Source organism: Streptomyces monticola (assembly GCF_042665355.1).
GTDB lineage: Bacteria > Actinomycetota > Actinomycetes > Streptomycetales > Streptomycetaceae > Streptomyces > Streptomyces monticola.
Genome location: NZ_JBHTCF010000009.1, coordinates 57,713 through 68,903, shown reverse-complemented (window position 1 = coordinate 68,903; position 11,191 = coordinate 57,713). Strand labels below are relative to the sequence as shown.

At 68.7% G+C, this 11,191-nt stretch carries 12 protein-coding genes; all 12 read left to right on the top strand.

Features of this window, described 5'->3' with window-relative positions:
* Nucleotides 1-19 precede the first annotated feature (19 nt).
* The 12 genes from ACFQVC_RS21570 (at nucleotide 20) to ACFQVC_RS21515 (ending at nucleotide 11,048) form a co-directional block, all read left to right on the top strand.
* A complete protein-coding gene (locus ACFQVC_RS21570; protein WP_381832561.1) occupies nucleotides 20-877 on the top strand; it encodes a type II secretion system F family protein in 858 nt (285 codons plus the stop codon).
* Between the two features lie 63 nt (nucleotides 878-940).
* Nucleotides 941-1,114, top strand: a complete 174-nt coding sequence (locus ACFQVC_RS21565; protein WP_381832558.1) for a hypothetical protein — start codon at nucleotides 941-943, stop codon at nucleotides 1,112-1,114.
* A gap of 17 nt (nucleotides 1,115-1,131) precedes the next feature.
* On the top strand, nucleotides 1,132-1,512 hold the full coding sequence (locus ACFQVC_RS21560) for a TadE family protein (RefSeq protein WP_381832555.1): 381 nt from the start codon (nucleotides 1,132-1,134) through the stop codon (nucleotides 1,510-1,512).
* Nucleotides 1,512-1,940 (top strand): TadE/TadG family type IV pilus assembly protein, encoded by a 429-nt coding sequence (locus ACFQVC_RS21555; protein ID WP_381833143.1) that lies wholly within the window; start codon nucleotides 1,512-1,514, stop codon nucleotides 1,938-1,940. Before ACFQVC_RS21560 ends, ACFQVC_RS21555 begins: the two co-directional genes overlap by 1 nt.
* A complete protein-coding gene (locus tag ACFQVC_RS21550; protein ID WP_381832552.1) occupies nucleotides 1,937-2,395 on the top strand; it encodes a TadE/TadG family type IV pilus assembly protein in 459 nt (152 codons plus the stop codon). The genes ACFQVC_RS21555 and ACFQVC_RS21550 overlap by 4 nt, the downstream gene beginning before the upstream one ends.
* Before the next feature lie 81 nt (nucleotides 2,396-2,476).
* Nucleotides 2,477-5,158, top strand: coding sequence for a BTAD domain-containing putative transcriptional regulator (locus tag ACFQVC_RS21545; RefSeq protein ID WP_381832549.1), 2,682 nt, complete (start codon nucleotides 2,477-2,479; stop codon nucleotides 5,156-5,158).
* Between the two features lie 696 nt (nucleotides 5,159-5,854).
* Nucleotides 5,855-6,148 (top strand): hypothetical protein, encoded by a 294-nt coding sequence (locus ACFQVC_RS21540; protein WP_381832546.1) that lies wholly within the window; start codon nucleotides 5,855-5,857, stop codon nucleotides 6,146-6,148.
* 251 nt (nucleotides 6,149-6,399) lie between these two features.
* Nucleotides 6,400-7,467, top strand: coding sequence for an AAA family ATPase (locus ACFQVC_RS21535; protein WP_381833140.1), 1,068 nt, complete (start codon nucleotides 6,400-6,402; stop codon nucleotides 7,465-7,467).
* A gap of 66 nt (nucleotides 7,468-7,533) precedes the next feature.
* The gene (locus tag ACFQVC_RS21530; RefSeq protein WP_381832543.1) at nucleotides 7,534-9,360 is read left to right on the top strand and encodes a VWA domain-containing protein; all 1,827 of its coding nucleotides are present in this window, start codon (nucleotides 7,534-7,536) and stop codon (nucleotides 9,358-9,360) included.
* Nucleotides 9,357-9,860 carry a tautomerase family protein gene (locus tag ACFQVC_RS21525; RefSeq protein ID WP_381832540.1) on the top strand — a complete coding sequence of 168 codons (504 nt, stop codon included), beginning with the start codon at nucleotides 9,357-9,359 and terminating at the stop codon, nucleotides 9,858-9,860. Before ACFQVC_RS21530 ends, ACFQVC_RS21525 begins: the two co-directional genes overlap by 4 nt.
* A gap of 244 nt (nucleotides 9,861-10,104) precedes the next feature.
* A complete protein-coding gene (locus tag ACFQVC_RS21520) occupies nucleotides 10,105-10,686 on the top strand; it encodes a DUF317 domain-containing protein (RefSeq protein ID WP_381832537.1) in 582 nt (193 codons plus the stop codon).
* The gene (locus ACFQVC_RS21515) at nucleotides 10,683-11,048 is read left to right on the top strand and encodes a hypothetical protein (RefSeq protein WP_381832534.1); all 366 of its coding nucleotides are present in this window, start codon (nucleotides 10,683-10,685) and stop codon (nucleotides 11,046-11,048) included. The genes ACFQVC_RS21520 and ACFQVC_RS21515 overlap by 4 nt, the downstream gene beginning before the upstream one ends.
* Nucleotides 11,049-11,191: the final 143 nt, after the last annotated feature.

The window sequence follows — 11,191 nt, the reverse complement described above, 5'->3', positions numbered from 1 at the left end:
CGCGCTGGGGGCTGGACTCGTGGCCCTGGCCTACGGGATGTTTCCGCCGCGGCCCGCGCTGGCCCAGGTGTTCGCGCACATACAGCAACCGCCAATGCCGACGAAGGCTCAAGCGGCGAGCACAGACGACCTGGGCTGGGCTCAGAGGGCCGGACACCGCTGCGTTCCGTTGCTGCGAGCTGCAGGCCTGCCCGGCGTCGCTACGGCCGCTGATCTGCGGGTCGTGGACAAGAGCGTCGACCGGCATCTGGCGGAGAAGGCGACAGCGGGCACAGTGGGTGCGTGCATGCCGTGGGCCGCTGGAATCCTGTGGTACGCGGCGGTCGGAGCATGGCCCGACTGGTGGATGCCGACCAGCGGAGGCCTGCTCCTCGGTATTGCCCTCTTCTTCGCGCCCGACTTGGACGTGCGCCGCCGTGCCGATCAACGCCGGGAGGAGCTGCGCCATGTGCTCTCCGTCTTCCTCTCTCTGACGGTGATCGCCCTGGCAGGCGGAGCCGGAGTGCAGCAGGCGCTGAACGATGCCTCGCAGGAGTCGGAGGGGTGGTCGGCCGGCCGTATCCGTGCCGCGCTCAGCGCTGCGGAGCTGACCCGCACGGGCGTCTGGGAGCACCTGCGTGAGCTCGGCGAGGAGACGGGGGTCGGCGAACTGGGTGAGCTGGCCGCCGCGGTATCCCTCGCAGGGAGCGAGGGTGCAAAGGTGCGCGCTTCACTCGCGGCGAAGGCCCGGGCCATGCGGCGTCGTCAGCTGGCGCAGGCCGACGGGGCCGCGCGGGCCGCAACAGAGCGGATGTCGTTGCCGGTTGTCGTGCTGTTCTCGGGATTCCTCGTGTTCCTGGGATATCCGGCGCTCGCTCAGGTTCTCGAAGCGACGTGATCAATATGCGAACGACGACACAGCAGTCGAAGAGAGGAGCGGGGCGCAATGCTCACGACATACATGGACGCACTGATGCGCGCTGTCCGGCGGCGCACATCCTTGATGCGGAGCGACGCCGGGTACAGCACGGAAGCGGTGGTGGTGACCGCCTTGCTCGCCGTGCTTGGCCTGACCGTGATCGGCATCATCACCGCGAAGGTCATCAGTCGGGCGAACGGCATCAGCCTCGACTGACGTCGAAGGGCCGTGTCGTGCTGGGTGATCGCGGCGCGGCGGCCACACAGCTTGTTCTCGTCTTCCCGGCCCTGATCCTCGTATTACTGATGGGCATCCAGTTCGCCTTGGCCTGGCATGCGCAGCACATCGCTCAGACCGCGGCGTCGCAGGCCCTGGCCGCTGCCAGCACGCAGCACGGCAACGCAGGTGGCGGCCAGGCACGGGCGCGCGAGGTGGTGAGCAGGATCGGAGGACGCGTGCTCGTCGCGCCCTCGGTGCGCGTGACCCGTGGCGCCGAAACCGTGCATGTGCGGGTGAGTGGCGGTGTGATCGCCGTCGCGCCGGGGCTCGATCTGCGGGCCGAGGGTACGGCGGCCGGTCCCGTCGACCGGTGGACCACACCGGGAGGCCGCTGATGCGACGGCTATGCGGGCGATCGGTGAGCGACAGTGGTTCTGCTGCGGTCGAACTGGTCCTGGCGGTACCACTGCTGGTCCTGTGTATGTTCGTGGTCGTCGGGCTCGGGCGTCTTGTCGGCGCCCGGCTGGCGGTGAATGACGCCGCGTATCAAGCCGCCCGGGCTGCTTCGTTGGCTCGTACGCCGGGTGAGGCCGGTTCCGCTGCTGAGGCAGCGGCCCGGAGTTCGCTGGCCGGACGTGGTTCCACTTGCGGCGCCTTCTCGGTCCGGACTCATGGCGGTGGTGGCGCTCCAGGTGGAGTGGTGCGCGTACGCGTGACGTGCCATGCCGATCTCGGAGAACTGACCATGTCCGGGCTTCCGGGCCGGGTCGCCGTCGCAGGTGATGCCGTCTCGCCCGTTGATCGGTTCCGGAGCAGCCCATGATGCGGCTCAGACGCAGGTATCCGCAGCTGGGAGACGATCGTGGGCAGATCACCGCGTTCGCCATGTGTGCCGTGCTGATGCTGTGGCTGTTCGCCGGGATCGTCGTCGACGGCGGGTTGGCCCTGGCCGGCAAGGTCGCTGCGCTCAACACGGCGCAGGAGGCCGCCAGGACCGGCGCGCAGCAACTCGACACCGACCGGTTGCGTGGGCAGTGGGACGTACGGCTCCGGGCTGCCAGCGCCCGCGACTCCGCGTTGGGCTACGTGCGAGATAGGGGCGACTCCGCCGCGGCGACCGTGACCGGCGACGAGGTCACCGTCCGGGTCACCCACCGGCAGCCGATGCAGATCCTGGGGCTCGTCGGGATCCACTCCATGTCCATGCACGGAGAGGCGACTGCGCGCGCCGAGAGCGGGACCACCCTCCCGGACCCCAGATCCGCGAGGAGAGGGTGATCGGGCATGGCTCGGCGAACTGGTCGGGTGCGTAACGTAGTTCGGATACTCACCGCTCTGTTTGGGCTGGCGGTAGTGACCATGGGTGTGCCCGTCATGCTGTTGGCGGCGGTCGGGATGCCGTGGCCCCAGACACCAGTGGGTTCCTTCTCCGAGCTGTGGGAGCGGCTTGCCGAGCCCATGACCGATCAGCTGGTGCTCGAAGTCCTGGCGCTGGTGGGTTGGTTCTGCTGGGCCGTATTCGTCTGGTCCCTGATCGGGGAGATCGTCTGGTACGCGCGCCACATCTCTCAGGTGTGGAGCGACAGACATGCCCACAGTCTGCACCTCGAAGGACTCTCCGCCCCTCGCGCGCTCGCCGCATTCTGCGTGGGCACCCTGCTCATCGGGATGTTGTCCCTGTGGCGTCCTGGTCACGCGGCGGCGCAGGCTGGCGAGATGCTGCGGCCCACTGTCGTTGCGACCGTCGTGGAGAAGGCAGTCCACGGCGACCTCCAAGATCAGAACGACCGGCGCGACCGGCATGCGGTGTACGTCGTCGAGCCTGGGGACACTCTCTGGGACATCGCCGAACGAAAGCTCGGCGATCCGTTGAAGTGGCCTCGCATCTACGCCCTGAGCAAGGACGTACTGCAGCCGGGCGGCGTACGGCTGAGTGATCCGGACGTACTCCTGCCGGGCTGGAACCTGCGCCTGCCGGTGCACACGCTGGCTCCCGGGCCGGAGCACGAGCAGCGTCCCCCGGAGCCTGGGGGCAGTTCGGAGCCGATCCCGAGTGGCGCGCCCACGCCTGGGCCTGATCTTCCGGAGGCAGCTGGCTCGGGGCCTTCTCCTCGTCCCTCCACGTCGGCGACAGCGGCACCGGACCATCATCGAGACGCCCCATCTGCCCAGCCGGCCACTGTCTCGCTCGGGCAGGCCGCGGCGATCGGCATCACGAGTGCGGCGGGTATCGCGGCGGCGGTGGCCCTTGCCGCGGCTCACCGGCAGCGCCGGCATCGCCCAGGCGCTGAGGCCACTGAAGCCGCGCCATTCAGCACCACGGTGCGCACTGCTACTTGGGCTGCTCGTGCCGCTGCTCGTGACCTCCGCGCACCCGATGGCGATGAGGCGGCGGGACACCCCCCGATCGCTCACCGCAGTCCCCACAAGCGCCCGCTTGGCCTTGGCACTGTGACCGTGGCCAGCAATGACGGCACCGAGATCCCACTGGACGAGCTGGCCGTCGCCGGCGGAACGCAATGGGCTGGGGTCGGCGCTGTACCGGCCGTAAGGGCTCTCCTCATGGGTGTACTGACGGCAGCAGAGCGTGAACGACCACAGCAGCCGTCGAACCTGGCGGTGCTGCCGCGAGACGTCGCCGACGAGCTGTTGCCGGATGGCTGGCCCGAGGTCCCCGCTCTGACCGTTGTCGACTCGGTCCACAGAGCGGTCGTCCGCGCGGAGGAGCACCTTGTCGCCCACGCACGCCGTGCGATGGAGGGTAATGAGCCGACCACTGGGGACGACGGAGATACGGCCCCACCGCCAAGGCGCCTGGTTCTCATCACGCGAGGAGGGGCGGCAGAGGACTCCTCACGACTGGCCGCCGTCGCTGCGCAATGTGCACCGAACGCTCTGGTCGTCGTCGTGCTCGGCGGGCTCCACGGGGCTGCCTCCGTTGAGGTGTCCGAGGATGGCGACACGACGGCTGCACAGCTTCCCGGCATCGACAGGTGCCGGATGTTCCGCATGGACGCATCCTCAGCCGTCGACGTCCTCGCCATGCTGTCCGAAGCACACGGTGCAGACTCGGCGGCAGGACGCCACACGGAGATCGCCGCAACTCCGCATACGGATACGGCGAAAAGGGCGGACGTCGCACCACCGGCCCGCGCCCTACCAATCTCGCGCGCTGACCTGCAGTCCGCCGACAGGAAGCAAACGGGCGGCTCTGAGGCCGGTGTCCAGGCCCAGCGGGCCCTGGTGCAAGCAGAACCCGTACCGCGCAGAGCTCCGATCCTCCTCAGAGTTCTCGGCCCTATCGGCTTGACGCTCACCAGCAGCGGCGAAGCCGTCGGAACCAGCATGCGTAGTGCGGCTCGTGAGATGCTCGCGCTCCTCGCCGCGCACCCGGACGGCATGCGCACCGAGGAAATTGCCGAGCACCTTCAACTCCCCACTGACCCCGATGAGTCAGCCAAGGAGATGAAGAACGTGCGGCGCGCGATCCGGCGCGCACTTCGCAAAGCGACGGGTAGCAGCCAAGCCGGATTCGTCCGAGTTCTGAGAGACCGCGAGTTCCTAGACCCGCAATTGATCAGCACCGACCTGGCAGAGTTCACCGCGGCACTGCGACAGTCCGCGGTGGCCGAGAATGTCGAGCAGCGAGCCAGTAGCCTACGGGGCGCACTAGCCGCCTACGCCGGCCCTTTCGCCGACGGTGCTGACTACGTATGGGCTGAAGAAGTCCGAGAAAACCTGTACCGAAAGGCAGTTGACGCAACTGTCGCCCTGGCCGATCTGCTTACGCCCACACGCCTGGACGAGGCGCTAGTTCTCCTGGACCGAGCGGTGGAATGGAACCCGCTGAACGAAGCGGTCTACGCGCGAATCATTCGCCTACAGCAGGCAGAGGGACGGGACGATGCCGCGCAACGCACATACGCGCTGCTGGAGACACGTCTGCGTGCCATCGAGGCCGAGCCGTCGCCTGCTACTCGCTCTCTGATCTCTCCTCGGACTCAGGCGACTCCAGTCGGTGTCCAGCGAGGCAGGCGCTAAAACGCATGGCGTTTGGGGCGTCGTTTCCGAGTACCCCAAGGCGCCGTCGTACACGGTGTCGTCCTGTGATACGACACCCGGCTCGCGAGTGAAGCAGCACCTCAAGGCCCCTGAGAGCCACTGCGAACCAGTGAGGGCTGTATATCGGTGCAAGCAAGCATCCCGATCTACATGGCTATCGGCCCCGGCCCGGCCTCCTCCTCAGCAGCCAGGCGTTCATCCGCAGCCCGACAGACACATGCGCTTCCCCCATGGGCCTTCTCCTCTTGCTCCAACCCATCCTGCCGCCGGCGCTGCCTCGCGCCTGACAGGACGCCGACTAGAAACGGCAACAGGTGCGCGGAGCCGCAGTCAGCGCCGAGCACACCCCCGGCCTCGCCGGACGAGGCCGGGCCGCGCGAGTCAGTACGCACCCGGCAGGCGCAAGTGCTCGGCGCCACACGGGCCTTGGAAGCCGTCGCGAAACCGGTGGCCCGCGATACAAGTCGTCGCACGCCCGTAAATCCCCCTGAATTTACGTCGAGAATTCCGAGGTATTCCAGCATTATCAAGCCAGAATTCCGCTTCAGGTCGGCCCTGATTCGAGCTATATTTTAAGTATTCCCGGAAAGGCGGGAAATGGAAATCCGGCGCAAATTGCTTCACCCGCCGAGGCGGCGGGCGCGACAATAGCCGGTTAGTCGAGGGGAGTTGACCGTGACTCAGGGGCCGCGTCGACTGAACGCGATTGAGATCAGTCCAGAATATATCGGCAGCTACATCGAATTCCGTACGGTGTGCCGTCAGGAATATGTGGACCAGGGGTTCGGGGAATTCGGAGCGCCGGTCACGATCAAGGGTTTCCTGCTCGCCGTGAGCCGGGGTATGAGCATGGCCCGGGCCTACACCCGAGTGATCGTTGCAGTGGCCGCCCCGAATGGCCTGGGGCCGATCCGGGTCACAAGCACGCTCGGCTCCCACGTCACCGTCACCCTCAGTGAACTCGGCTGACGGACACTCCTCGCGCCTCTGATGCGGGCGCCCCCACACGTAGCTGACCCGCGCCGCCCGCTCGGCCTCGCTCACGGAAAGACCCTGTGATGACCAGTCCTGTCTCGCCGCCGACACCCGCTGCGACCGCGCCAACCGCCCTACCCCCGCCCGCTCCCACATCCACGCCGACACCAGCGCCACCCGCCGCGACCGGCAAGTCCCGCCCCGGCGAACTGCGTGCCCAAGTCGCCGCCGTACTGGCCGCGCACATGTCCACGCAGTTCACCGTCACCCAACTGGCCAAGCTCCTAGGGCATTCGGGCGGTGCGGTGGGCAATGCCTGCGAGACGCTGGTCGACCGGGGCGAGGCGGAGCGAGTGGGTGCGAACCCTCGTACGTACCGCGCGACTTCGACCACCATCGGGGCTGCACGCAAAGCCGTGATCACAGCGCCCAGGCCCGGTGCCAGCCTGTCGCCCCACGCGCCTTCCAACTCCTCCTCGGCGGCCAGTGCGCCCAGCACCCCGGCGGCGCCCCGGAAGCCAGATCCGGTCATGCGGCCCAACGGCCAGCGCTACCACCCTCGGGCGCTGGCGAGCCTGCCCGATGTCGAGGCCTTGTGGAAGCTACGCGTGGCAGGTGTCCCGGTCCTCCTGTACGGGCCGCCGGGCACCGGCAAGACCTCGCTGATCGAGGCGGCGTTCCCGGATCTGCTCACGGTAGCTGGAGACGGCGACACCACAGTCGGTGACCTGGTCGGTGAGTACACCCAAGACACCAACGGCGGCTACCAGTTCGTGTACGGCCCGCTGATCACCGCCATGCAGGAGGGCAGGGCCCTGCTCCTGGACGATGCCACGCTGATCTCGCCGAAGGTGCTGGCCGCGCTGTATCCGGCGATGGATGGCCGCAGGCAGATCCAGGTAAAAGCGCACAAGGGCGAGACGATCACAGCAGCCGACGGGTTCTACGTGATCGCCGGTCACAACCCCGGTGTGCACGGCGCGGTTCTCACGGAAGCACTGGCCTCGCGATTCAGCGTCCAGATCCAGGTCGGATCCGACTATGACCTCGCGGCGGCGCTGAAGGTCAACCGGACCGCCGTGCGCGTGGCCCGCCGCCTCGCGACCGGTCAGCAAGCAAGCGAGGTCGGCTGGGCGCCGCAACTACGCGAACTGCTCGCCTTCCAGAAGATCGCCGATGTGCTCGGTGTCGAGGCGGCCTTCGCGAACCTGGTCGGCATCGCTCCCATCGAGGACCGCGATCAGGTCATCGAAATCGTCACCAAAGCCACCGGCCGCCCGGTCACCGCCCTGGCCCTGGGCAGCCAACTCTGACCCACCAGCACGCAACCGGCCGGACGGCCAACACCCCATCGCCCCCCCTGAAGGGAACGATCCGCCATGCCCGCGACTGCTCAGACCCACGTCCAGCACACACCGCCCGCCCTGTCCGAGGCCGACCTGGCCACCGCCTGCTGGGAGGACGACGGCGGACCGCCGCTGCCCGAGCGTCGTGCCTGGCCCGTCGAGGAATGGCTGCGGGTGGCGGCCGCCCTCAGCGAGCGCGTACCCGAACTCGCCGGACGCCAAGACGTGATCGTCACCTGCGAACGGCAGACCCGCTCCGGCGCCCCCGCTGCCTTCTTCCCGACCACTGCCGAGCTGGAAATCGACACGGCCCTCTTCGCACCACTGAAGCCTGCCACCATCCACCCCGCCCGGACCGGGGACGAGGAGCGCTACCCGGTGGCCTGGGGCGCCCTCGTCCATGAGACCGCACACGCCGCTCACTCCGTTTGGCGGGTGCCGCCCGAACTACGCGGGACCGCACGGGATACAGCCGCCGCCCTACTCGAGGAATCCCGCGCCGAACACGCCCACCTGCAACGGCGCCCAGCAGACCGCCGCTTCCTTCGAGCCTGCGTACACCGCCTCGTCATGGACGACATCACCGCTGATGCCCCCGGCGACCGGTGGCGGGCCGCCTACGCCGCAGGACTCATCCTGGCCCGCCGGGACGCAGGCGTCCTCGACCCGGACGAAACCGAACCCCTTGAACGCGTGGTTGAGACCATCCTCGGCCCCGACTTGCTCGCCTCCCTCACCACGATCTGGCAGGCCGTCCACACCACCGCCGACACCGACGGCCGCGCGATGCTGGAACACGCCCGCGCCTGGTGCGATGCCCTGGGCACCAAGCCGGACCAACCGCTCCCTGCATCCAGCTCCCAAGACAACGGTCGCAAGGGCGATGTGATCACGGCGGTGGGCCGCGTCGTCAACCACGTACGCGCCAACGAGGCCAGCCAGGCTGCCGCGCAGGCCCAGGTGGCCGCAGCACACGCGGCCCAGGTGAAAGCCAAGGCCGAGCGGGCGGCGGCGGAGAAGGAAGCAGCGAGGACAGCCCAGCGTGTCTTCGCACCAGGAGCACGCCCCTTCACGCCACCCAGCCAGCCTCGCGATCGCCGCAGCAGCACGCCGATCACGGGCACTCGGCAGCCCACACCAGCCGAGAAGAGTGCTGCGGGTCGCCTGGCCCGCGAACTCCGCTCGGCCGCCTACCGCGAACGCACCACCACCGTCACCGCCTCGGCCACGCCACCCGGCCGCCTCAACATGCGCCAGGCCCTCGCCTGGGACGCTCAGTTGGCTGCTGGCGCCACCCCTACCGCAACACCGTGGAATCGCATCGAACACCGGCCCAACCCCATGCCGCCCCTGCGGGTCGCCATCGCGGTGGACGTCTCCGGCTCCATGCAAGCGGCTACGGACCCGGTCGCCTCGGCCGCCTGGACCCTCGCCCGGGCCGTGGCGCTCACCGACCCCGACTCCCGCACCGCGACCGTCGCCTACAAGCGGAGCTTGACCGCCGTCACCACGCCGGGACGCAGCCCCATGCGGGTCACCGAGTTCGCCGCAGCAGGCGGCGGCCACTGCCTCGCCGAGGCCATCGACGCCTTGAGCGCGGGAGTCGGCCTCATGCACTCCGGGGCAGCCCGCCTACTGGTGATCGCCTCCGACGGCTACTACGCCCCGGACGAAGCGGCCCGTGCCGCCGACCGCATCACCACCCTCACCCAGGCCGGATGCGGTGTGCTCTGGCTCGCCTTCGCCCCCGAGCCTCGCCCCCTGCCGCGCACCACGCTGCTCGAACTCACAGACCCCGCCCTGGCAGTTTCGGTCATCGCGAAGGCTGCCGCTGCGGCCCTGTCCACCACCTGCGCTTGACCACCCGGAACCTGAAGGAGGTGACCGCCGTGACCTCACTCGCCGAACGTGCTCACGCCACGGCCGTATTCATCCAGCGCAGCGCCGCTATCAGCATCCACGGCTCACATCGCGGCGAGGAGTACGCCCGCATTGCCGTACGCCTGGCCGCCGCTCTCGGCCTCGACGCAGACGACGTCACCGTGACGCCGGACTGGCTGCGCTGCCGCACCGTCCCCGGCGAACCGGCTCTGGCCACCGTCACCGACAGCGGCGAGACCTATACCTTCCTGGTCCGCTGCTCGTACGTAGAGGACGAGCCTTTCGAACTCCTCGGGCCCTGCCCCGAATGCGCCGCCCAGGTACCGCTCGCCGACGTACGTCACCTGGCCGACCTCGGCATGTATCTGGCCCGTGGCCCCGCCCCACTCACCGACGGCCCACTCCCATCGAGCTATCCCGACACCTTCGCCAACGACGAAGCCCACACCGGGGCCTGCGGATTCGGCGCACAGCACTGACACCACAGCGACGCCCCCCTCACTCCGCGCCATGGCGCGGAGTGAGGGACCAGACGTAAAGGAAGAAGCCATGCACACAGACCCTGCCTCTGACTCCGCGACGTATCTGATCGCGCCCCGGTACCTCGCGGGCCCCGACCCGACGGTCAACTCAACTCTGTCCGACCGTCTCAGGGCTGTTGGCTGGTCGTGTGAGTCCTACCGCGCAGGACTCGTCTTCGTGCTCCGAGAGGGTGGAGGGCTCATGGCAGCCTGCCATGCTCCGGACGGCACACCGCCTGGCCAAGGCCCGTGCCCGGCCATGGGCTGGGAGTTCACCGCCCGCTCAGGTTCCGGCCGCCCCACTGCCTGGTCGGTACGGTTCACTCCCGCCACCCCGCCCGAACTCCCCACCGCATTCGCGACCGCCCTCTCCGGAGCCGACGCTGCCCCTGGCCCAGGCAACGCATCACCGCACTACCTCCAAGCACCCGGCCAGGCCGACGAAGCGACAGCGCCCCTGAGAGAAGCGGGCTGGCGGCAGGACATCGGTGCGTACTGGTCGGTTTGGTATGCCCCCGATCAGCAAGCCGTCGTCACCACCCCGGTCCCGCCGGGTACTGATGGCTACGGCGGCACGAGCTGGCTGCTCGCCGCCCGCCGAGCAACGGACAGGACCGTGCTGTGGATGGCCGTCGCCCACCCCAACACCCCCACCCCGCTGATGCGCGCTCTGTGTGCCGCGCTAACCGACCCTGCCCCGGTGCCTCGCCCACGCGCACCGGCCCTCGAAGTCGGAGCCACCGCCCTTGCCCAGCCCTCCCCCACAGAGATCGCCCGACCATGAACACGACCCCACGCACAAACGGCCCGGGGCAGCGCCTGCTGGCCGAGTACCTCGGCGTCGACGACCCAATGGCGGCCCTTGCCGATCGCCACCCTCCTGGTGACCGTCTGCACCGGTTGGCCCGCGCACTGCGCCAGACCGCAGCCGAACTTGACGGGCACTATGCCGCGTCCCTTCAACTGCAGGAACGCCTGGAGCGACTCCGCTGCGGCCCCACAAACCCTGGCCGGCTTGCCGAATCCGACAAGGACGTCTGGCAGCTGGCACTGATGGTAGAACTCGCCGTCGAGCGCTGCGATCTCACAGACACCGCGCTGGTGCGGCTGCTCGCCGCATATCGCGAGCTGACCCCCACAGCTTAGGAAGACGCGATGCCGATCCGTGATTAACGAACACTCCTGGTTGTTTCTGTCCCGAGCAGCCGGCCAGGTTCGCAGACGCCACTGACAACGCGAGATGCAGCGGCCTGCGGAGTCACCAACCCCTCTTCCCGAGGCAGGTCATA

Excerpts from the sequence above, each read along its gene's own strand:
- ACFQVC_RS21565 (WP_381832558.1), top strand. The coding sequence starts at position 941 with ATGGACGCACTGATGCGCGCTGTCCGGCGGCGCACATCCTTGATGCGG.
- ACFQVC_RS21555 (WP_381833143.1), top strand. The coding sequence starts at position 1,512 with ATGCGACGGCTATGCGGGCGATCGGTGAGCGACAGTGGTTCTGCTGCG.
- ACFQVC_RS21550 (WP_381832552.1), top strand. The coding sequence starts at position 1,937 with ATGATGCGGCTCAGACGCAGGTATCCGCAGCTGGGAGACGATCGTGGG.
- ACFQVC_RS21545 (WP_381832549.1), top strand. The coding sequence starts at position 2,477 with ATGGGTGTGCCCGTCATGCTGTTGGCGGCGGTCGGGATGCCGTGGCCC.
- ACFQVC_RS21535 (WP_381833140.1), top strand. The coding sequence starts at position 6,400 with ATGTCCACGCAGTTCACCGTCACCCAACTGGCCAAGCTCCTAGGGCAT.
- ACFQVC_RS21530 (WP_381832543.1), top strand. The coding sequence starts at position 7,534 with ATGCCCGCGACTGCTCAGACCCACGTCCAGCACACACCGCCCGCCCTG.
- ACFQVC_RS21520 (WP_381832537.1), top strand. The coding sequence starts at position 10,105 with ATGGCAGCCTGCCATGCTCCGGACGGCACACCGCCTGGCCAAGGCCCG.
- ACFQVC_RS21515 (WP_381832534.1), top strand. The coding sequence starts at position 10,683 with ATGAACACGACCCCACGCACAAACGGCCCGGGGCAGCGCCTGCTGGCC.